This window comes from Pseudomonas sp. SJZ077, from assembly GCF_007993905.1.
Classification (GTDB): Bacteria; Pseudomonadota; Gammaproteobacteria; order Pseudomonadales; family Pseudomonadaceae; genus Aquipseudomonas; species Aquipseudomonas mandelii.
In genome coordinates this window covers 21,849-42,851 of the sequence record NZ_VIUJ01000001.1, presented here as the reverse complement: position 1 = coordinate 42,851, position 21,003 = coordinate 21,849, and the positions used below count along the sequence as shown (strand labels likewise).

18 protein-coding genes and 1 pseudogene are annotated in these 21,003 nt (G+C 61.6%); 12 read left to right on the top strand and 7 right to left on the bottom strand.

Annotated features, from left to right (window positions below; all coding sequences use genetic code 11):
• The first annotated feature begins 302 nt into the window (after positions 1-302).
• A complete protein-coding gene (locus FBY01_RS00195; RefSeq protein ID WP_042932737.1) occupies positions 303-1,253 on the top strand; it encodes a GlxA family transcriptional regulator in 951 nt (316 codons plus the stop codon).
• A gap of 185 nt (positions 1,254-1,438) precedes the next feature.
• The gene (locus tag FBY01_RS00190) at positions 1,439-2,923 is read left to right on the top strand and encodes a winged helix-turn-helix domain-containing protein (protein WP_145306310.1); all 1,485 of its coding nucleotides are present in this window, start codon (positions 1,439-1,441) and stop codon (positions 2,921-2,923) included.
• Here the strand turns inward: FBY01_RS00190 and FBY01_RS00185 are convergent.
• Positions 2,888-5,740, bottom strand: a complete 2,853-nt coding sequence (locus FBY01_RS00185) for a winged helix-turn-helix domain-containing protein (protein ID WP_145306312.1) — start codon at positions 5,738-5,740, stop codon at positions 2,888-2,890. The genes FBY01_RS00190 and FBY01_RS00185 overlap by 36 nt on opposite strands.
• A 429-nt stretch (positions 5,741-6,169) precedes the next feature.
• Here FBY01_RS00185 and FBY01_RS00180 point away from each other — a divergent pair, with 429 nt between their 5' ends.
• Together FBY01_RS00180 and FBY01_RS00175 are read left to right on the top strand one after the other, a co-directional pair.
• The gene (locus FBY01_RS00180) at positions 6,170-6,745 is read left to right on the top strand and encodes a flavodoxin family protein (RefSeq protein WP_102595815.1); all 576 of its coding nucleotides are present in this window, start codon (positions 6,170-6,172) and stop codon (positions 6,743-6,745) included.
• 32 nt (positions 6,746-6,777) lie between these two features.
• Positions 6,778-7,602 (top strand): alpha/beta fold hydrolase, encoded by an 825-nt coding sequence (locus FBY01_RS00175; RefSeq protein ID WP_077748146.1) that lies wholly within the window; start codon positions 6,778-6,780, stop codon positions 7,600-7,602.
• Positions 7,603-7,657: 55 nt separating this feature from the next.
• Here FBY01_RS00175 and FBY01_RS00170 read toward each other — a convergent pair whose 3' ends face one another.
• Positions 7,658-8,098: a helix-turn-helix domain-containing protein gene (locus tag FBY01_RS00170; RefSeq protein ID WP_145306314.1), complete on the bottom strand. Its 441-nt coding sequence runs from the start codon at positions 8,096-8,098 to the stop codon at positions 7,658-7,660.
• Between the two features lie 157 nt (positions 8,099-8,255).
• Between FBY01_RS00170 and FBY01_RS00165 the strand changes: the two genes are divergently transcribed.
• The 5 genes from FBY01_RS00165 (at position 8,256) to ycaC (ending at position 13,800) form a co-directional block, all read left to right on the top strand.
• Positions 8,256-9,176: a LysR family transcriptional regulator gene (locus FBY01_RS00165; RefSeq protein WP_145306316.1), complete on the top strand. Its 921-nt coding sequence runs from the start codon at positions 8,256-8,258 to the stop codon at positions 9,174-9,176.
• A gap of 1,091 nt (positions 9,177-10,267) precedes the next feature.
• A complete protein-coding gene (locus FBY01_RS00160; protein WP_077750469.1) occupies positions 10,268-10,684 on the top strand; it encodes a DoxX family protein in 417 nt (138 codons plus the stop codon).
• Positions 10,677-11,270 carry an antibiotic biosynthesis monooxygenase gene (locus FBY01_RS00155; RefSeq protein ID WP_102595898.1) on the top strand — a complete coding sequence of 198 codons (594 nt, stop codon included), beginning with the start codon at positions 10,677-10,679 and terminating at the stop codon, positions 11,268-11,270. Before FBY01_RS00160 ends, FBY01_RS00155 begins: the two co-directional genes overlap by 8 nt.
• Positions 11,267-13,105 (top strand): amidohydrolase, encoded by a 1,839-nt coding sequence (locus FBY01_RS00150; protein ID WP_010455731.1) that lies wholly within the window; start codon positions 11,267-11,269, stop codon positions 13,103-13,105. The genes FBY01_RS00155 and FBY01_RS00150 overlap by 4 nt, the downstream gene beginning before the upstream one ends.
• Before the next feature lie 68 nt (positions 13,106-13,173).
• Positions 13,174-13,800: an isochorismate family cysteine hydrolase YcaC gene (ycaC, locus tag FBY01_RS00145; protein WP_010455729.1), complete on the top strand. Its 627-nt coding sequence runs from the start codon at positions 13,174-13,176 to the stop codon at positions 13,798-13,800.
• Positions 13,801-14,008: 208 nt separating this feature from the next.
• On the opposite strand, the gene FBY01_RS00140 is transcribed toward ycaC, so the two are convergent.
• Positions 14,009-15,445 (bottom strand): mechanosensitive ion channel family protein, encoded by a 1,437-nt coding sequence (locus FBY01_RS00140; RefSeq protein WP_145306318.1) that lies wholly within the window; start codon positions 15,443-15,445, stop codon positions 14,009-14,011.
• Between the two features lie 155 nt (positions 15,446-15,600).
• Positions 15,601-16,620 carry an alpha/beta hydrolase gene (locus FBY01_RS00135; RefSeq protein WP_077750467.1) on the bottom strand — a complete coding sequence of 340 codons (1,020 nt, stop codon included), beginning with the start codon at positions 16,618-16,620 and terminating at the stop codon, positions 15,601-15,603.
• Between the two features lie 160 nt (positions 16,621-16,780).
• On the opposite strand from FBY01_RS00135, the gene FBY01_RS00130 reads away from it, so the two are divergent.
• Positions 16,781-17,677 carry a LysR family transcriptional regulator gene (locus tag FBY01_RS00130; protein ID WP_102595902.1) on the top strand — a complete coding sequence of 299 codons (897 nt, stop codon included), beginning with the start codon at positions 16,781-16,783 and terminating at the stop codon, positions 17,675-17,677.
• Positions 17,678-17,813: 136 nt separating this feature from the next.
• On the opposite strand, the gene FBY01_RS32180 is transcribed toward FBY01_RS00130, so the two are convergent.
• Positions 17,814-18,080: a hypothetical protein gene (locus FBY01_RS32180; protein ID WP_145306320.1), complete on the bottom strand. Its 267-nt coding sequence runs from the start codon at positions 18,078-18,080 to the stop codon at positions 17,814-17,816.
• Between the two features lie 14 nt (positions 18,081-18,094).
• Between FBY01_RS32180 and FBY01_RS32175 the strand changes: the two are divergent.
• Positions 18,095-18,280: pseudogene (locus FBY01_RS32175) on the top strand (hypothetical protein); the annotation flags it as partial.
• Between the two features lie 251 nt (positions 18,281-18,531).
• On the opposite strand, the gene FBY01_RS00110 reads toward FBY01_RS32175, so the two are convergent.
• Complete coding sequence (locus FBY01_RS00110) at positions 18,532-19,719, bottom strand: type II secretion system F family protein (protein WP_010455722.1); 1,188 nt, start codon at positions 19,717-19,719, stop codon at positions 18,532-18,534.
• A gap of 16 nt (positions 19,720-19,735) precedes the next feature.
• Positions 19,736-20,170 (bottom strand): type II secretion system major pseudopilin GspG, encoded by a 435-nt coding sequence (gene gspG / locus FBY01_RS00105; protein ID WP_077750400.1) that lies wholly within the window; start codon positions 20,168-20,170, stop codon positions 19,736-19,738.
• 195 nt (positions 20,171-20,365) lie between these two features.
• On the opposite strand from gspG, the gene FBY01_RS00100 reads away from it, so the two are divergent.
• Positions 20,366-20,974 (top strand): lytic transglycosylase domain-containing protein, encoded by a 609-nt coding sequence (locus FBY01_RS00100; protein ID WP_010455720.1) that lies wholly within the window; start codon positions 20,366-20,368, stop codon positions 20,972-20,974.
• Positions 20,975-21,003: the final 29 nt, after the last annotated feature.

Here is a 21,003-nt window from a genome sequence, read left to right as displayed (position 1 = left end):
TTAATGGTTACTGGCTGGTGCAATAAGTAGATGGAAATTGAAATACTGTCTCGTTTAGGTTGACAGTAATAGGCGTGCGATTGCGTATTCTTATCCGACGCCGGCGCCACACTTGGCCATAATGCACAGCACCGCTCTAATGCCGGATACAAAACCCCTGTAGGAGTGAGCCTGCTCGCGATAGCGGTGTATCAGTCGGCATTTTTGGTAACTGACACACCGCTATCGCGAGCAGGCTCACTCCTACAGGGGATTGGTGTTTGTTAGAGGGACCTTCTTTTGACTTCAGTGACTGTGAACCCATGAAAACCGTGGCTATGGTGTTGTTTCCGGACTTTCTGCTGCTCGACATGGCCGGGCCCATGGAAGTGTTTTCCATCGCCAATCGATACCTGGCAGCAGATGACCGTTATGAACTGGCGACCATCGGCACCGAGCATGGCGCGCTGCGGGCCTCCAACGGCGTCAGCGTTCAGGCCGATCTGCACATCGATCAGGCCGATCAAGCCTACGACCTGCTGCTGGTGCCGGGCGGCCCGGGCGCGTACAACGAAAAACATCCGCCGTTGCTGTGTTGGCTCAAAGCAGCTGTCGATCGCGCCGGGCGCTACGGCTCGATCTGCACCGGCGCGTTCGTGTTGGGGCATGCCGGTTTGCTGGACGGTTATCGCGTCACCACCCACTGGCATTACACCGAACGGCTGATCAAAGGGTTCCCCAAGGCGACGGTGGAGACCGATCAGATTTACGTGCAGGACCGCAACCTCATCACCTCCGGCGGCGTCACTGCCGGTATTGACCTGGCACTGGCGGTGGTCGCCAAAGACCACGGCAAGAAAGTCGCCCAGGACGTGGCCAAGGTGTTGCTGGTGGTGATGAAACGCCAGGGCGGGCAAGCGCAATTCAGTCCGTTGATGGCCACTGTCGCGCCGCAGGAAACGCCGATCACCCGCGTGCAGAATCACGTGCTCGAACACCTCGACGAAGCCTTCAGCATCGAACGCATGGCCGGCCTGGCGAACATGAGCACGCGGCACTTCGCCCGGATGTTTGCCCGGGACGTGAACATGACGCCCATGGAGTTTCTGCAAAGCGCGCGCATCGATTGCGCCAGGAATCTGCTGGAAACCAGCGATCTGCCACTCAAGACCGTGGCCTTCAAAAGTGGCTTTGGCAGCGTGCGCCATATGCGCTTCCTGTTCGCTGAAAAGCTCGGTCTGACCCCGACGCAATACCGCGAACAGTTCAGCTAGAGCGTTCTTGGCCGTTGTGCGCACCGCAATGGCCGTGACGCTCCCCCCATGGCAGTTGTACCGTCACCGAGGCCTGCCAAGATAGCCATGAACTCTTTGCAATGGAGGTGCGGGAGCCTGGAAGGTGGGTGCGATCGATATTTCTGCACTGTGAGCCGGGCCAGGTTTTCAGCACGCAAACGTGCATGAACAGCTTCAGAGATTTAAACAGCGATACGGTGCTGCGGTTCGGCCCCTACGCCTTTCACCAGCGGCAACGGCTGATCCTGGACGGTGATCGGCCGCTGCGCATGGGCGGTCGCGCCCTGGATATCCTCCAGGTGCTGGTTGAGCGCGCCGGCCATGTGGTCAGCAAGGACGAGTTGATTGCCCACGTCTGGCCGACGTCCGTGGTCGAAGAAATCAACCTGCGCGTGCATATTGCGGCGCTGCGACGGGCGCTTGGCGACGGGCAGAACGGTGAGCGCTACATCGTCAACATCCCCCAGCGCGGTTATAGCTTTGTCGCCCCGGTGGAGTCGGTGCCGGCGACCACCGTGGTCTCGATCGAGACCGCGCAAAAACATCAACACAACCTGCCTGCGCGGCTCACACCCGTGACCGGACGGGACTCGATGGTCGGCAGCCTGGTCCGGCAATTACCGGTTCGGCGGCTCATGACCCTGGTCGGCCCCGCTGGCATCGGCAAGACCACCGTGGCGCTCCGCGTGGCCGAACTGCTGTTGCAGCACTATAAAGATGGCGTTTGGCTGGTGGATTTCGCGGTGCTCGATGATCCCGCACGCGTGGTGGATCACCTGACACAAACCCTGGAACTGGAGGTCGGCACAACCCTGGATGTGTTGGCGAATCGGCATATGTTGCTGGTGCTCGACAACTGCGAACACCTGTTGGAACGCTGCCGGGCATTGGTCGACGATTTGCTGGCGTCGGCGCCTCGGCTGTCGATTCTCGTCACCAGTCGTGAACCGCTGATGGCGGCGGGGGAAACAGTCCAGCGCTTGCCGTCGTTGGCGGTGCCGCCCGTGTCGGCGTTGCACAGCGTGGCCGAGTCCATGGGCTACTCGGCGGTGCAGCTGTTCGTCAGTCGCGCCCGAGCGCGTCAACAAGGGTTTGCCTTGCGCGAACAGGACCTCAAGGCAGTGCGTGAAATCTGTCGACGACTTGACGGTTTGCCGCTGGCCATTGAACTGGCAGCGGCGCAGATCGATGCGCTGGCATTGGTCGGCTTGCAGGCTCAGCTGGATAACTGTTTTCAACTGCTGACTCAGGGGCGACGCACGGCCGTGCCCCGGCATCAAACCCTCAAGGCTGCGCTGGACTGGAGCTATGAACGGCTGAACCAGGGGGAGCAAACCGTGTTGCAGCGCCTCTCGGTGTTCAAGATGTCCTTCACCCTGGAGGCGGCGATTGGCGTCAGCAGTTGCGAGCTGCTCAAACCCGATCAACTGGCGACGCTGGTACAGCGGTTGGTCGCCAAGTCGCTGCTGTCGATGGATCAGGTCAACGGCACCACGCGGTACCGCTTGCTCAATACCACGCGCACCTATGCCCTGGAGAAACTCGAACACAGCGGCCACCTGCGTACGTTCGAACAGCGCTACTCGCATTACATCAGCCGGGCACGCTGGGTCTCAGGCGTTCAGGTGCCCATGCAGCTCGTCGAGTAGCCGACGGACTTTGCTCAGGTCCGGGGTGGCAAAGCCTTCGGTGAACCGATTGTAGATCGGCGTCAGCAGTTCATGAGCCTGCTGATGTCGACCCTGGCGCTGCCACAATTGCGCCAGCGAGGTGGCGCTGCGCAGCTCCCAGGCCAGGGCGCCCTGATGCCTGGCGACATTCAACGCTCGCAGCAATACCTCCTCCGCCATCTCGCTTTTGTGGGAGCGAGCCTGCTCGCGAACGCGTCCACTCGGGTCATCCACTGCTTGCGCATTTTCTTCAGTCAGCAACGCATCAGCCCTGGCCCGCAATATCTCCGCCGTGCTCCAGCCCGCTGCCCCGGTATCGGCCCGTTGCCACAAGGCGTCATCGACGAACGTGGCGTCCAGCGTGACCATGATTTCCTTGATCAGCCCGGCACCCGGCGGTGGCGCCGACGGTGCTCCAGCCGGGTCGATCACCTGCGCGTAGTGTTGCGCCCACGTGTGAAACAGCAGCACCGAATGTTTCTGCGCCTGTTCCAGTAGCAGCCGTAACAGTTTGCGTGCGGTTGTACTGTCGCCGTTGTAGTGGGCGATCAGGCAGCCGGCCAGCGCCAGGGTGTAGCAAATGGAGGTGCCGTGGTTGATCTGGAGCGCGATGTCCAGCGCCTGGCGGGCGGTGCGCCACGCCTGCTCCGGCTGGCCTTGCAACCAGAGGATACGCGCCAGAATCGTCAGGGCGGCCACGCTCTGATCGTATTGCACGCCAAAGCCGTGGGTGAAGCGGTTGAGGTGCCCGCTCTGGGCCATGCGCTGGATGACCTGTTCGGCATTCACCCGGGCCAGTTGCTGATTGCCGGCAAAGTGCAGGGCCAGGACGCGCAGGCGGTGCGTGCTCAGTGACAGCACGGGGTCACCCTGGGCGCCCAGGCGGTCGAACAGCTGGCTCTGCTCCAGCGCCATTTGGTAGTGGCCGCAACTGAGATTGACCGCCATGTGCCCGGACACCGCCCGCAGTTGACCGGCCACGTCGTTGTTGTGCCTGGCCAGGGTTCTGGCGCTGACGAACGCGGCAATGGTTTCGGCCGTGCCGCCCTGGGTGTGGTAGCAGGAACTGCCGAGGGCGAGCTTGAGGGCCATTTGCAGGTGAGGACAGGGCTCGGGCGCGGCCTCCAGCAAGGCCAGCGCCTTGCGCACGTAAACGCCATGTTCCTTGAGCAGCGACAACTCCTGCCACAGCGGCGTCGACGTCGCAGTCAGCCGGATCGCCAGCGCCTGCGAACCTTGGGCGTTAAAGCCCCAGTCGAGGGCCGAACGAATGTCATCCAGACTGCGGGCGTAACGCTCGATCCACAGGCCCGTGGAAATCAGCTCCCAGTCAGTTTGAGCCTGATGCATCAAGACCAGGCAACGCTCAGCGTGGCGTTTTCGCGTATCCGGCAGGTCCACAGTCTGGTCGAGTTTTTCCAGTGCGTAGCTGCGGGTGGTGTCGAGCAAGCGGTAGAACACTTCTTCGTCGCCCACTTCCACGTTCAGCAACGACTTGGCCACCAGTTGCGTGATCGAACCGAACACCTCGCCGGGCTCGATGTGTTCGCCGACGATCACCGCCGCGGCCGACTCCAGCGTAAAACCGCCCCTGAACACCCCCAGTCGGCGCAGGCAGGTTTGCTCGCAGGCGTTGAGCAGTTCGAAACTCCAGTCGAGCGTGGCGCGCAGGGTCTGGTGCCGGCCCAGCGTCGACGGACAGCCTTGGGTGAGCAGGCGAAAACTGCCTTGCAACTGCGTCAGCAACCCGCTCAGGCCAAAGTGGCTGACTTGCGCCGCCGCCAGTTCGATGGCCAGCGGAATGCCGTCCAGGCGGTGGCAGATGTCAATCAATAACGGCAGGTCGTCATCGCTCAGCTCGAAACTGTCCTGGCTGGCCATGGCCCGCTCGACGAACAGTTGCAATGCGGAAAAGGTCAGCGCCTGGGCGCGGTCCAGCACCGCGATGGGGGGTGGGCAATCAAGCGATTCGAGACGCTGGACGAACTCACCTTCGGCCCGCAGGCTCTCGCGGCTGGTGGCCAGGATGTGCACGTGCGGCGCGGCGCGCAGGATGCTTTCGCAGAGCAGCGCGACCGCGTCGAGCAGGTGCTCGCAGTTGTCGATCACCAGCAGCATCCGCCGCTCGCGCAGGAACGTGGCCAGTCCGTTTGTAGATTCGGCATCGTGCAGGGACAAATCCAGCAGCGTCGCCAACTGGGCGCTGATCATGCTCGGATCGCTGAGCGGCGCCAGGTCCAGCAGGCGAATGCCGTCCCGATAGCGGCCGATCAACAGTTCGGCGACGCGCAGCGCCACGGTGGTCTTGCCGATGCCACCGGGGCCGACGAGGGTGATGAAGCGCTGGCGTGACAGCTGAGTGACCAGGTTTTCGACCAGTGATTGACGACCGATCATGCGCGTCCGGCGGATCGGCAGGTTATGGGCGCTCGGCTGGAGGCTTTCGCTCGCAGGGTGCTGCTCGATGGACTCGAGGGAGAAGGGCGCGACAAAACTGTAGCCGCGCTGAGCGACAGTGACGATATAGCGCTGGCCGGCCTGGCCGTCGCCGAGGGCTTTGCGCAGCGCCGCCATGTGCACGCGCAGGTTGATGTCTTCGACGACGCTTTTGGGCCATACCCCGGCGATCAGTTGCTGTTTGCTGACCACGTTTGGGGCGTGCTCCAGCAGAATCAGCAGAATATCCATGGCGCGCCGGCCCAGGCGCAGGGGCTGGTCGGCCTCCAGCACCAGGCGTTGTCCGGGATAGATCCGGTAGGGGCCGAAATGGATGGCCTGTTCTGGGGAAAGGGTCAACGTGTCGCTCCTGCTTGCAGCCGTCTGGTACGCGGTTTCCGAGCATATTCCTCAGGTTTTTCCGGCAACGCAACGAGGTGTTCGCCTGACTGTCGGGTGTCCGCTGCGACTGCCTGTACCGGGCGTCCCTGGCAGGCGCCGCATTTATTGAGGGACAACCTTGGCAAAGCCGCTGTTGAGGCTTTTGGCGCGCCAATGAAAATTAACAACGTTTAACTCGTCCTGCGTCTGGTCTACGCCCAAAACTCTGCTGCTTCAACACCCGCTGGTCTTGTAGGCGCGAGCCAGCTCGCGATAGCAGTGGGTCAGCTTGCTTCGATGTTGAATGTGCCGCCGCCATCGCGAGCAGGTTCGCTCCCACAGGGAATTGTGCCGGGCTGGCGAGTGGGGCATGTAGCAAAGGGATCAACTTGTCATGAGGACACCGGGATGAGCAACGTGGTGGTGGTCTATCACAGTGGCTACGGGCACACCCGGGTCATGGCCGAAGCCGTGGCCCTGGGTGTGGAACGGCATGTGGGCAGCACCTGCCTGCTGGTTCCGGTCGATGAAGTGGACCAGCACTGGGACCGGTTGCACAGCGCCGACGCCATCATCTTCGGCGCCCCGACCTACATGGGCAGCGCGTCGGCGCAGTTCAAAGGCTTCATGGAGTCCACGGCGGCGTTCTACCTCGCCCAGCCGTGGCGCGACAAACTGGCGGCCGGCTTCACCAATTCCGGCTGCCTGTGCGGCGACAAACTCAACACCTTGCTGCAGATGGCGGTATTCGCCGCGCAGCACTCGATGATCTGGGTCGGCCTCGACCTGCTGCCGGCGCGCTCCAGCACCGGCGCCTTCGACGGGCAAATGAATCGCCTCGGCAGCTCGCTCGGCGCCATGGCCCAGTCGAATGTCGAACAGACCCCGGACCTCGCCCCACCTCCCGAAGACCGTTGCACCGCCGCGCACCTCGGCGAGCGGGTGGCGCGGCTGGCTGAACGAATGAACCCATCACCGCTTTGATACACCCCCAACACTCGCAAAGGAGACATCGCATGAGTACGTTCACGACCCGAGATGGCACCGAGATTTACTACAAGGACTGGGGCACCGGCCAACCCATCGTCTTCAGCCACGGCTGGCCGTTGAACGCCGACAGCTGGGAGTCGCAGATGATCTTCCTGGCCTCCAAAGGCTACCGGGTGATCGCCCACGACCGTCGTGGTCATGGCCGCTCCAGCCAGCCGTGGACTGGCAACGACATGGACACCTACGCCGATGACCTGGCGCAGTTGATCGAGTTGCTCGACCTCAAAGACGCCGTGCTGTTCGGCTTCTCCACCGGCGGCGGCGAGGTGGCGCGCTACATCGGTCGCCACGGCACCGGTCGCGTGGCCAAGGCCGGGCTGATTTCCGCGGTGCCGCCGCTGATGCTCAAGACCGAAGCCAACCCCGGTGGCCTGCCGATCGAAGTGTTCGACGGCATTCGCCAGGCATCTTTGGCCGACCGTTCGCAGCTGTACATCGACCTCGCCAGCGGGCCGTTCTTCGGCTTCAACAAACCGGACGCCAAGCCGTCCCAGGGCATGATCGACTGGTTCTGGATGCAAGGCATGATGGCCGGCCACAAGAACGCCTACGACTGCATCAAGGCGTTCTCGGAAACCGACTTCACCGAAGACCTGAAGAAGTTCGACATCCCGACGCTGGTGGTGCACGGCGACGCGGACCAGGTGGTGCCCTTCGAAGCGGCGGGTATCGCCTCAGCAAAACTGGTGAAAGGTTCGCAGCTGAAGGTCTACCCCGGTGCGCCCCACGGCTTGACGGATACCCACAAGGATCAGCTCAACGCTGATCTGCTGGCGTTTCTCAAGGGTTGATGTACCCCGGCGCGGGCATGGGCCCGCGCCGGTTTTCGCTCTGATAAAACAGGTTTTATAACGCGTGAGTTTGAGCGGTGCAGGCGCGACGTGGGGGAAGGGCGCGCACCGCACGGCAACGCCACGCAAATGGGTTGATGCCTTCGCTGCGGGTGAAGATGTGGCAGAAATGCGCCTGATCGCAGAAGCCGCATTCGAGGCTGATTTGCGTCAGCGTCATGTCGGTGTTCTGGATCAATTGCTTGGCCCGGGCGATGCGTTGGTGACGAATCCAGTCCTGGGGCGAGAGCCCGGTGCTGCACTTGAACGCTCGGGAAAAATGACTGCGCGACAGGGCACAGGCGCGGGCCAGTTCGGTGACTTCAACGGTTTCACCCAGGCGTTCGAGGATCAGTTGCTTGGCCAGCTCTTCACGCCATGGGGTCAAGCCGCCGGTGGCTTTTCTGGGTGCTTCATCGACTGCAGCACGGGCGACGTTTTGCTGAGAATGGGCCATGACAATTGTCCGTGTCGGTGAGCTTCATTCTTGGTTGCGAGGCCTTGTCAGGCGAGTTAAACGTTGTTAATTCCTCATGCCGGGTGGGCAGTCTTACGTAAAGTCAGAGACAATCGTTACCCTCAAGCCTGGCTGAACACACAAGGAAACCGTGCCTATGAACCGTAACGATCTGCGTCGCGTCGACATGAACCTGCTGGTGATTTTCGAAGCGTTGATGTTCGAAAAGAACCTGACCCGGGTCGCTGAAAAACTGTTCATGGGGCAGCCGGCGGTGAGTGCGGCGCTGGGGCGGTTACGGGATTTGTTCGACGATCCGTTGTTGCTGCGCAATGGTCGCGCCATGGAGCCGACGGCGCGGGCACTGGCTATTCTCAAGGAGCTGCAACCGGCGATGGATGTGATTTCCGGGGCGGTCAGTCGGGCGAAGGAATTCGATCCGACGACCAGTAGCGATGTGTTCCGCATCGGGCTGTCGGACGATGCCGAGTTCGGTTTGTTTCCGCCGTTGTTGCGGCAATTGCAGGAAGAGGCGCCGGGGATCGTGGTGGTGGTGCGTCGCGCCAACTATCTGCTGATGCCGGCGTTGCTGGCCTCGGGTGAGATTTCCGTGGGGGTGAGTTACACCACGGATTTGCCGGCGAATGCCAAGTGCAAGAAGTTGCGGGACATTCCTTGCAAGGTGCTGCGCGGGGACAAGCGGCCGGGGACGCTGACGCTGGACGAATATTGTGAACGTCCGCATGCCATGGTGTCGTTCTCGGGTGATTTGAGCGGCAATATCGATCTGGATCTGGCCAAGGTCGGTCGCAGCCGTCGGGTGGTGTTGGGTGTGCCGCAGTTCAGCGGGTTGCGGGCGTTGTTGGCCGGGACTGAGATGATTGCCACGGTGCCGGATTATGCGGCGTGTGCGCTGGTGGAGGGGTGTGCGTTGCGGGCGGAGGATCCGCCGTTTCCCATTGATGCGGCGCAGTTGTCGATGGCCTGGAGTGGGGTGCATGACAATGATCCGGCGGAGCGGTGGTTGCGGTCGCGGATCAGTGAGTTCATGTCGAGGCCTTTGGTGGTTTCGGCTTGAACGTGGCGGCCTTCGGGCCGACCAGGTTCCCCTTGATGTACCCCGTCCCAATGTGGGGTGAGCCTGCTCGCGAAGGCGGCCTGATAGCCGACCTATCTCTTTCAGGTGTACATATCCATTTCTGCGGTAACGGCTGCTTATGGTTTCGCTCTTACAGCGACTCACTTTTCCAAACGCCGAAAAGTAAGCAAAAGGCTTCGCCCCAGCGTCCGGCCCCTCGCCTAGGCTCGGCGTTCCCTCGCTCCGGCATTCATCTGGGGGCATCGCCTCCGGTCGGCTTCGCTTCGACCTCCTCTCGATGTGTGCGGCTTCGCCGCACGGCGCTGCGCGCCCACCCCCCAGATGAACGCCTCCACTCGGCCTCCCGAAGGGGCGGGCAGATCAAGATCAAAAGCAGGCGAGCTAACGCTCGGCCTAATGAGTGGTGAAGAGCGAAGCGTGTACACCGAACCCTTGTAGGAGCGAGGCTTGCCCGCGAAGGCGGCCTGACAGCCGACCAATCTCTTGCAGGTACCCACATTCCACTGTGGGAGCTGGCCTGCCCGCGAAGGCGGCCTGACAGCCGACCAACATTTTGCGGATACACCCAATCCAATTGTGGGAGCTGGCCTGCCAGCGAAGGCGGCCTGCCAGCCGACCAATATTTTGCAGGTACTCCCATTCCACTGTAGGAGTGAGCCTGCTCGCGATGGGGGCCTGACAGCCGACCAATCTCTTGCAGGTACCCACATTCCACTGTGGGAGCGAAGGCGGCCTGACAGCCAACCAACATTTTGCGGATACACCCAATCCAATTGTGGGAGCTGGCCTGCCAGCGAAGGCGGCCTGCCAGCCGATCAATATTTCGCAGATGCACCCAATCCAATTGTAGGAGTGAGCCTGCTCGCGATGGCGGCGTATCAGCCACCATCAAGGCTGAATGATCCACTGCTATCGCGAGTAGGCTCGCTCCCACAGGATCTTCGTCGGTTGTAGATCCGGCTCATCCGCAAAACAGCACGTACATCCAATTTTCCCCGCTCCCGTCCCGGCACTATCAAACCAGGTCCCGGCGCATGAACGCCGGTGGTTTTTCATTTGCGCAGGTAGCCATGAATACATCGCGATGGGATGAGCGGGCGCAGGATTTCGGACTGCTGTTTTTGCGGGTCACTGGCGGTGTGTTTCTACTGTGGGTGCACGGTTTGCCGAAGCTGCTTAACTTCAGCGCTCAACTGCAAGTCATCGAAGACCCGTTTCACCTCGGCGCGAATGTCACGCTGATGCTGGCGATTTTTGCCGAGGTGCTGTGCCCGTTGCTGATTATCGCAGGGGTGTTGGTGCGTCTGGCGTGTCTGCCGATTTTGGCAGTGTTGCTGATCGCGCTGCTGGTGGTGCATGCGCAATGGAGTCTCGATGAAGGGCAGTTCGGTTGGCTGCTGTTGATTGTGTTCACCAGCCTACTTATCGCCGGGCCGGGACGGCTGGCGCTCAATGTCCGATTTGCCGGAGCTTTGCGTTATGCCTGAATCCAATCGTTTCGAGGAAGTCGTGACCCTGGTCATCAAGCACCGGGTCAAAGCCGGTTTTGAAGCGCCCTATGAAGCCTGGTTGCGCAACATTGTCAGCATCGCCGGGCAGCAGGAAGGGCACTTGGGCGTGGACGTGATGCGCGGTAAAAACGCTGGCCTGGACATGTACACCTGCGTGCTGCGCTTTTGTTCCACGGACGCGATGCAGCGTTGGCTCGATTCGCCGCAGCGCCTTGAGTTGGTCAACGAAGCCACGCCGATGCTCGCCGATGGCGACCAGACCGAGGTCAATCCGGTCAACGAATTCTGGTTCGCGCCGCAGGCCGACGCCGCTTCGCCACCGCCGCCGCGCTGGAAGCAGGCCGTGGTGACGTTGCTGGTGATTCTGCCGCACACCTTGCTGGTGCCGCTGCTCTGGGGCCCGCTGCTGCAACTTAACGCCATCCTGTCCAATTACGTGGTCGCGACGTTCCTGATCACGCTGACCATCGTCGTTTCGGTGGTGTACCTGTTCATGCCGATGGCGACGCGTCTGTTCGCGCCCTGGCTGTCTCAATCCACTCCGTCCAAGGAAACGCGATGAACGCCGATCTGATTTTATTCAATGGCCAATTTCATACCGTTGACCGTGAAAACCCACGCGCCAGCGCGGTGGCGATCCGCGAAGGTCGCTTCGTCGCGGTCGGCACCGACGCTGAAGCCATGGCCCTGCGCGGGTCGGGCACGCAGGTCATCGACCTCAAGGGTCGTTGCGTCATTCCCGGCCTCAACGACTCGCACTTGCACCTGATTCGCGGCGGTCTGAATTACAACCTCGAACTGCGTTGGGAAGGCGTGCCATCGGTGGTCGATGCCTTGCGCATGCTCAAGGACCAGGCCGATCGCACGCCCACGCCGCAATGGGTGCGGGTGGTCGGTGGCTGGAACGAATTCCAGTTCGCCGAAAAGCGCATGCCGACCCTCGAAGAACTCAATCAGGCCGCGCCGGACACTCCGGTGTTTGTCCTGCATTTGTACGACCGCGCCTTGCTCAACCGCGCCGCTTTGCGCGTGGCCGGTTACACCCGCAACACGCCGAACCCGCCGGGTGGCGAGATTGTGCGCGATGCCAACGGTGAGCCGACCGGCATGCTGGTCGCCCGTCCCAATGCGATGATTTTGTACTCGACGCTGGCCAAGGGGCCGAAGTTGCCGTTGGAGTATCAGGTCAACTCGACGCGCCAGTTCATGCGCGAACTCAATCGCCTCGGCCTGACCAGCGCCATCGATGCCGGCGGTGGTTTCCAGAATTATCCCGACGATTATCAGGTGATCGAACAGTTGGCCAAGGACCAGCAGCTGACCATTCGCATCGCCTACAACCTGTTCACGCAGAAGCCGAAAGAAGAGCTGACCGACTTCAAGAACTGGACGTCGAGCGTGACCCTGCATCAGGGCGACGATTACCTGCGACACAACGGCGCCGGGGAAATGCTGGTGTTTTCGGCGGCGGATTTCGAGGACTTCCTCGAGCCACGTCCGGACCTGCCGCAGACCATGGAAGATGAGCTGGAACCGGTGGTTCGCCACCTCGTCGAGCAGCGCTGGCCGTTCCGTTTGCACGCCACGTACAACGAATCCATCAGCCGCATGCTCGACGTGTTCGAGAAGGTCAACCGCGACATTCCGTTCAACGGTTTGCCATGGTTTTTCGACCACGCTGAAACCATTACGCCGCAGAACATCGAGCGGGTGAGGGCGCTGGGTGGCGGTATTGCGATTCAGGATCGCATGGCGTTTCAGGGCGAGTATTTCGTCGAGCGTTATGGCGCCAAGGCCGCCGAGGCGACCCCGCCGATCAAGCGCATGTTGGCCGAAGGGGTACCGGTCGGCGCCGGTACGGATGCCACGCGGGTGTCGAGCTACAATCCTTGGACATCGTTGTACTGGATGGTCAGTGGCCGCACCGTCGGTGGCCTGGAACTGCACGCCGAGGGCCTGTCCCGGCAGACCGCGCTGGAGCTGTTCACCCACGGCAGCGCCTGGTTCTCGTCCGAGCAGGGCAAGAAAGGCCAGATCAAGATTGGCCAACTGGCGGATGTCGCGGCGCTCAGCGCTGACTTTTTCAGCGTCGATGAAGAAGCGATCAAGTGGATCGAATCGGTGTTGACCGTGGTCGGCGGCAAGGTGGTGTACGCCGCCGGTGATTTCGAAAAACTGGGACCTGCCAGCGTGCCGGTGCTGCCGGACTGGTCGCCGGTGGTCAAGGTGCCGGGTCATTGGCGTCCGACGTCGCCGATGCAGGCGCAGGTTCACCATTGCAGCGGGCCATGCGGCGTGCATGCCCACAGCCATGAAAAGGCCCGGTTGTCGAACGCGCCGGTCAGCGATTTCGCCGGTTTCTGGGGCGCGTTCGGCTGCTCGTGCTTCGCGTTCTGACGATCACAAAACGCGCCGATGCGCTGCGTCGGCGCCTTGCGTAATACCCATCCATCGAGGAGTTTCACATGAGCAACGTTCCGTACAAGCGCCTGAACAAAGACGATGCCGTAGTCCTGTTGGTCGACCACCAGACCGGCCTGATCTCGCTGGTCCAGGATTTCTCGCCGAACGAATTCAAGAACAACGTGCTGGCCCTCGCGGACCTGGCCAAGTTCTTCAAATTGCCGACCATCCTCACCACCAGTTTCGAAAATGGCCCGAACGGCCCGATGGTGCCTGAGCTCAAGGAACTGTTCCCGGACGCGCCGTACATCCCGCGTCCAGGCCAGATCAATGCCTGGGACAACGAAGATTTCGTCAAAGCCGTTAAAGCCACTGGCCGCAAGCAACTGATCATCGCGGGTGTGGTGACCGACGTATGCGTGACTTTCCCGACGTTGTCGGCATTGGCGGAAGGCTTTGAAGTGTTTGTAGTGACCGACGCCTCGGGCACCTTCAACGAAACCGTGCAGCAAGCGGCCTGGGCACGCATGTCGGCGGCCGGAGCACAATTGGTCAACTGGTTCTCGGTGGCGTGCGAGCTGCAGGGTGACTGGCGTAACGACATGGAAGGCCTGGCGAACCTGCTGTCGCCGCGTATTCCGAACTATCGCAACTTGATGAACAGCTACGTGGCGCTGACTTCGAAGTAAGCCCGGCGATCCATAAAAATGCCCGCGACTGTGCGGGCATTTTTATGTCTGGGACAACCTCATGGGGTGGTGAGGTTTTTGTGGCGAGGGAGCTTGCTTCCGCTGGGCTGCGAAGCAGCCCCTTTTTGGTGAGCGCTACGCGCTCAAGCGGGAGCAAGCTCCCTCGCCACAAAAGCACGCCACCACAACATTCAGGCAGCCACAAAAACTAGGCCTGTTGGCGTTTTTGCAGCCAGTTGAGGAAGCCGTTTTTCTTGATCGGAACCGGTTTGGCCATCAGCGCCAACCGGCTGTTCTGCTGCCGCACCGCTTGCAGCTTGTTCAGTGCCCGACCCACTTCAACCCGTTGTTCCATGCAACCACGGGTCAGGGATTTGTCGATCCGGTAAATGATGCATGAGGTCAGGGTGGTGAAGGTGGCCTGGGACGGTGTATCGGTGAGCACGCTTTGTTCACCCATCACCTCACTCGGCCCCATGCGCCCGGCTTCGGTTGGCCCGGTGCCATCGGGCACGGTGGCGCTGACCACGCCTGTGGCGATCACCATCAAGCTGTCCGGCACTTCGCCCAATTCCAGCACCACCTGACCCGCCGCGTATTGCTGCGGGACCATGGACTGAGCCAATTGATCACGCTCGTCCTCGCTCAGGGAACGGAAGACTTTCACTTCATCCAGCAACGCCCGTGCGCGGGTTGTCGGTTCAATAACACCATCGATCTGCCGGGAAATTCCCGCCGCTTCGAGGTGCCGGTGCGCCAGGTCGAACAGCTGATTGCGCACCTCGCTCTTCTTGCCGAGCTCGGCGATAAAGCCGCTGGCCACGTACTCGGACATGGTTTCGCCAGCCTCTTTGAGCACGGCTTTCGGCGCCGGGTTGAGCAGCAAACTGCTGCTGCCTTGAAGCGTGCGCTCCAGCGCATCCAGCACCCGACGCGGGCGGATGTGGTTGGGCACTTGAATGCTGATGGACACGCCGTGCATGTTGGTCGGCCGGCTGAGGTTGACGATTTTCGCCTTGGCCGCCACCGAATTCGGCACCACAGCGGTGCTGCCGGCGCTGGTCAGCAGGTGCGTGGCGCGCCAGTCGATGTCGAGGACTTTGCCTTCGACGCCATCGATCATGATCCAGTCATCCACCTGATACGGCTTGGTGGTGTTGAGCACGATCCCGGAAAACACGTCGCTCAAGGTGCTTTGCAACGCCAGACCGACGACGATGGCCACGACACCGGACGTCGCCAGCAAGCCTTTCACCGGCAGCTCCAGCACGTAACCGGCCGCCGCGACGACTGCAATCAGGAACACCAGCGCGCCGATGACGTCCTGCAACAAGCGACCGCTGTGACCGATGCGGCGCATCAGCACCAGGCCGATGACTTCGGTGAGCACCCGCGCGGAGTACAGCCACCAGAGAATCCCCAACGCCGTGGCGCCCAATTGCGCGACACGATCCTCGGCGAACAATGGTGCCTGCAACGGGCTCACACCGGCATTGATCACCAGCGCGCTGAACAGCACAAACAACGCCAGCCGCACGCCAACCCGCGTGACGCGATGCTTGAACGGCGCGAGGTGCCAGAGCACGGTGTCGATCACCAGCAGCAGGGCACTCCAGGACAGCAGGTGAGCGAGGACAAAAGACATGGGAGAACTCCGGCAGACTGGTTGTTGTTGGCGGTAGTTTTTTGTAGGAGCCAGGCTTGCCGGCGAAGGCGCCCTCAAGTACGCCTTCGCCGGCAAGCCTGGCTCCTACAAAAAGCAGCCTCACCACACATTGCTGTGTGGCGAGGCGAGGTGACTCAATTCAAGTGAGTCTTGAGTTCCAGTGCTGCCTGACGAACCGCCGCCTTCACCTCCGGAATCTGGCTCAGCGGGTTGAGCAGGCCGAAGTCGTGGATCATGCCGTTGTATCGCACCGCCGTGACCGGCACACCGGCTGCGTCGAGGTGGCGGGCATAGGCTTCGCCTTCGTCACGCAACACGTCGAACTCGGCGGTTTGCACCAGGGCGGCGGGCAGGCCTTTGAGCTGTTCGGCGCTGGCTTGCAACGGCGAGGCATGGATCTGCGCGCGCTCGGCCTGGTCGGTCGTGTAGTTGTCCCAGAACCAGTTCATCATGCCCTTGGTCAGGAAGTGGCCTTCGGCAAATTGCTGGTACGAGCCGCTGTCGAACTGTGCGTTGGTCACCGGCCACATCAACAACTGGAAGCGCAGCGACGGTGCTTTCTGTTCCTTGGCCATCAACGCCACGACCGCCGCCATGTTGCCGCCGACGCTGTTGCCGGCTACCGCCAAGCGCTTGCCATCGACGCCGATGTCCTTGCCATGCTCGGCCACCCAACGGGTCGCGGCGTAGGCCTGGTTGATCGCAGTCGGGTAATGCGCTTCCGGCGACGGCGTGTAATCGACATACACCGCGACAGCGCCGGAGCCGACCACCAGATCGTGGATCAGACGCTGGTGAGTCGGGTAATCGCCCAACACCCAGCCGCCACCGTGGAAGAACATGAACACCGGCAATTCACCTTTGACCTTGGCCGGCCGGACGATTTTCAGGTTGATGGTTTGCCCGTCGACCTTGATCGCACGATCGCTGACGTCCACACCCGACAGATCAACCTTCACCGAGTTTTGCGCACCGGTCAGCACCGCACGGGCATCTTTGGGGCTCAACTGCTCAAGCGGCTTGCCACCGCCGGCGGCGAGGGCTTCGAGGAAGGCCTGGGTATTGTGTTCGACACCCGGGCTGCCGGCGGCGAATGCATTGCCGATGGAAAGGGCGAGAAGGGAAGCGGTCAGGGTTTGTTTGACGATGTTCATGGGGCAAATCCTTTTTAATTAATGAGCGTTTGATTACCTGAGGTCGGTCGCTGCTGGCGCTGTAGGTCAGGCCTCAGCAACACCGTGGACACAGATTAATAGGTCGCCCAAAAGGGAAAAAGCAGCTATAAAGTGTTTGACTGTCAACCAAGGCGTGACAATGAACCCGTTCGAAGATATGCGTATTTTTTGCCAGGTCATGGACTCCGGCAGCTTCACCTCGGCAGCCGATCAATTGGGCCTGTCCAAGCAGTTCGTCAGCCGGCGCTTGATGCAGCTCGAAGAGCGTCTGGGCGTGCGCCTGCTCAATCGCTCCACGCGGCGGCTGGACGTCACGCCGCTGGGCCAGAGTTATTACGAGTCCGCGTTACGTTTGCTCGGTGAAGTCGAGCAAGTGGAGCAGGGCATCGCCGGCCAGACCACCGAGCCTCGCGGCACCATCCGCGTGAGTGCGCCGTTGTCGTTTGCGCTGGCGCATCTGGGTTGCTTGCTGCCGTTGTTTTTGCAGCGCTATCGCGATGTCACGGTGGAAGTGGACTTGAGCGATCGGCCGGTGGACTTGCTCAGCGAGGGTTACGACCTGGCGTTGCGCATCGGCATCCTGGAGGACTCGACCCTGATCGCCCGCCGCATCGCCTCCATCCAGCGCGTGTACTGCGCCAGCCCGGCCTATCTGGCTGAGCGCGGCACGCCGCTCAAACCCGAAGATTTGCACAACCATGACTGCCTGCCTTACGGCCACGGGCGTCAGGTGCAATGGCGTTTCGAAGGGCAGGGCAAGCCGCTGAGCGTCAACGTGACGGGCCGGATGCGGGTCAACAACGGGGAGTTGCTCAAGGATGCGGCGGTGGCCGGGATGGGGATTACGTATTTGCCGACGTTCATTGTCGGTTCGGCGCTGAAGGAGGGGCGGCTGGTGCCGGTGCTGGATGAGTTTCGTCCGCCGCCGCTGACGTTGTCGGCGGTGTATCCGCAGCATCGCCAGAGTTCGCGGCCGGTGCAGGCGTTGATCGAGTTTTTGCGCGAGCGGCTGGATCGGGTTGAGTGTGGGTTGTAGGACGCCGGATTACACATCTCCTTGTAGGAGCGAGGCTTGCCCGCGAAGGCGTCGTGACATTCAAAACAAGCGTTGACTGATACGACGCCTTCGCGGGCAAGCCTCGCTCCTACAAGGGATTGTGGGGTTTTGAAGATCAGCCCCTGTCAGGACCTTTTGTCATCGCCTGGCTCGCCACCGACATGCACACCGCGGTCGTCGCCGATTTCGCCCGAGCGGTGCACACCGTGATCGTCGCCGGGCTCAGAGTGAGTGCCGCTGCGCCCGGATGAGGCTGAGCTGCCTGAGTGTCCCGAACCATGGTCGCCGCTGCTGTGGCCGCTGCCGCTGTTGCCGCCGCTGCCGTTTCCACTGTGGCCGCCGCCATTGCCACCGCCGCCGCTGCCACCGTGACCACCGCCATTGCCGCCGCCCCCGCCCCCGCTTCCGCCACCGGAACCACCGCCGCCGTGACCGCCGCCACCGCCACCAGAACCGCCGCCACCGCCACCAGAACCGCCGCCGTGACCTCCGCCACCACCGCCAGACCCACCGCCGCCGTGACCACCACCACCGCCCCCGCCGCCCGATCCACCGCCGCCACCACTACCACCATCCTTGGCTTGGGCACTCGATACCCCGGACAAGCTGTCCGGGATCAATACGGTAGACGCCGACAGAACTGCGCCAATAGCTACTGCCAGTAAAAGCTTGTTGATGTGCATGTCGTTCTCCGTCTTCTTATTCAGGTTGGAACGTTGATGAACAATGCAACTTGCTGCTCGATTCAAAGGGAGAACACCGCAACGCGCCGATTAATTCAGTGGCAACGCGTATGAACGATGAACGGTACACATCGACCCTGTTCCAGCGGGTCAGTGAATACTCGAGGCCAGTTCGAAGATCGGGATGTACATCAGGATCACGATGACCCCGATCAGCAGGCCGATGAAGGTCATGAGCAAGGGTTCGAACAGCCGCACGAACCATTCGATCCAGCGGCTGATTTCTTCGTCGTAGAAGTCAGCGCTGCGCTCCATCATCTGGCCGAGGTTGCCGGATTGTTCGCCCGCTCGAAGCAAGCGCAGGGAGACTGGGGTCACCAGGTGATTGAGCTCCAGCGCGGCCGACAGTGATTGCCCCTCGCGTACCCGTTCGCAGGCCTGGTCCAGGCGCACGCGGGAGGCGGGGGTGAGCAGGCCGCGAACCATGCCCATGGCGGTGACGAGGGGAATGCCGCCCTGCAACAGGATGCCCAGGGAGCGATAGAAGCGCGCGAGTTCGTACATGAAGATGCGTTGATGGACCGCCGGGAGTTTTTCGATCACACGGTCGACGCCCCGACGAAAAGCCGGTTGTCGCTGAAGAAAGCCGAGGGCGACGATGATTGCCGCCAATGCGCCGAAGAACTCACCCTGATGGGCGTGCAGGAACATCCCGCAGCTCATCAGCACTTGCGACAGCCACGGCAGATTCGACCCCAGCCCTTCGAACACCAGGCTGAAGCGCGGCACCACGTAACCCATCAAGAACAACACCACGCCACCGCCCACCACCAGCAACAGCAGGGGGTAGATCGAAGCGCTGACGATTTTTTGCCGAACCTCGTCCATGCGCTGGCGATAGCTGACATAGCGGCCCAGGGCATCACCCACGGCGCCGGTCTTCTCACTGGACTGCACCAGCGCCACGTAGAGCGGAGGGAACACCGCCGACAGCTGGGCCAATGCCTGGGAGAACGATTTGCCTTCATACAGCAGGCGCACCAGTTCGCTCAACGTTTTACGGGCCTGTGGCGCGTTCTCTTTTTCTGCGAGGCTTTCCAGCGCATCGATTAACGGCAGGCCGGCGTTGAGCAAGGTGGTCAGTTCCTGGCTGAACAACACCAGATTGAATGTCTCGCGCTGTCGAAGGCGCAACGCGCGCCAGTGCCGCTCGACGTGCAGGCTGACCACCCGCAAGCCCTGGTCTTCGACGATGCGCCGGGCCTCGCTGTGGCCGGGGGCCTCGACGGTCATCGAGACCACGCCGGCCTTGCCCACTGCCTTGAGATGAAAGCGCATGGTCGGCCTCCCCCCGTCATTGCCAGCTGGTGACTTCGGCGTTTTCGCCTTCGCCGCCGGGTTGGCCGTCCTTGCCCATGGACAGCAGATCGTACTCGCCGTTTTCGCCGGGGTAGCGGTAGTTGTAATTACGGCCCCACGGATCCTGCGGCAGTTTTTTCTGCAAGTAAGGACCGGTCCATTTGGTTTCATCGCTTGGCGCAGTGACCAGCGCCTGCAAACCTTGTTCGGTCGATGGGTAATGACCGACCTCCAGACGGTACAGGTCGAGCGCTTTGCCCAAGCCTTCGATTTGCGCCTTGGCCACCTTCACTTCGGAGCGGCCCAGTTGGGCGAAATACTTCGGCGCGACGATGCCGGCCAACAGCCCCAGCACCACCAGCACCACCAACAGTTCGAGCAGGGTGAACCCGCCTTGAGGACGCGGGGCGGAACGCAAACGCTGATTCATGATGACCTCACACAGTCGGCAGAAGGGTCGCCATGGAGGCGTATGCAATTGCCATGCTCACCCCCGTTCATTCTTCCACAACCCCTGTATTCCGGGCCTTTGCGCTTTCGGCACAGTGCTTGCGTATGGCTTGTTTACTACCGGCCATTGGGGCATTACCCCCATTTTTCGGGGCCGGGCAGGGGAGACAAAAAAATGAAAACACTCACCACAGGACTGCTCGGCTGTTTGCTGCTGACGAGCGTCGTACAGGCCGATGTGTTCGTTTCCGTGGACGCCAAGGGCAGTTACGTACTGTCCAATGTTCACCGTCCCGGCCGCACCTATGAACGGGTGATTCACGAGCCCCAATCCTCGCTGGTCGGTCTTGATCAGCAGCCCCAGATGATTGCCAGGCAACCCTATGCAGAGCTGGTGTCGGCGGCCGCCACGGCCAATGAATTGCCGGCCGCGTTGTTGCACGCGGTCATCCGCGAAGAGTCCCGCTACAACTCGGATGCGACGTCCCCCAAAGGCGCCGGCGGGCTGATGCAATTGATGCCCGATACCGCCCGGGAGATGGGGGTGAAAAACGTCTATGACCCCAAGGCCAACATCCAGGGCGGCGCCAAATACCTCAAGCGCCTGCTGACCCTGTTCGACAACGACATCACCCTCGCCGTGGCGGCCTACAACGCAGGGCCGCAAGCGGTGCTGAGCCGTGGCGGAGTGGTCCCGCCGTTTGCTGAAACCCAGCGTTATGTGCCCAGCGTCTTGCGTCAGTACCGGCGCTTGCAAGGCTTGGCCATGGACGCACCGCTGTGATTGGCGAGTGTGGGGAACGTCCCCCAATA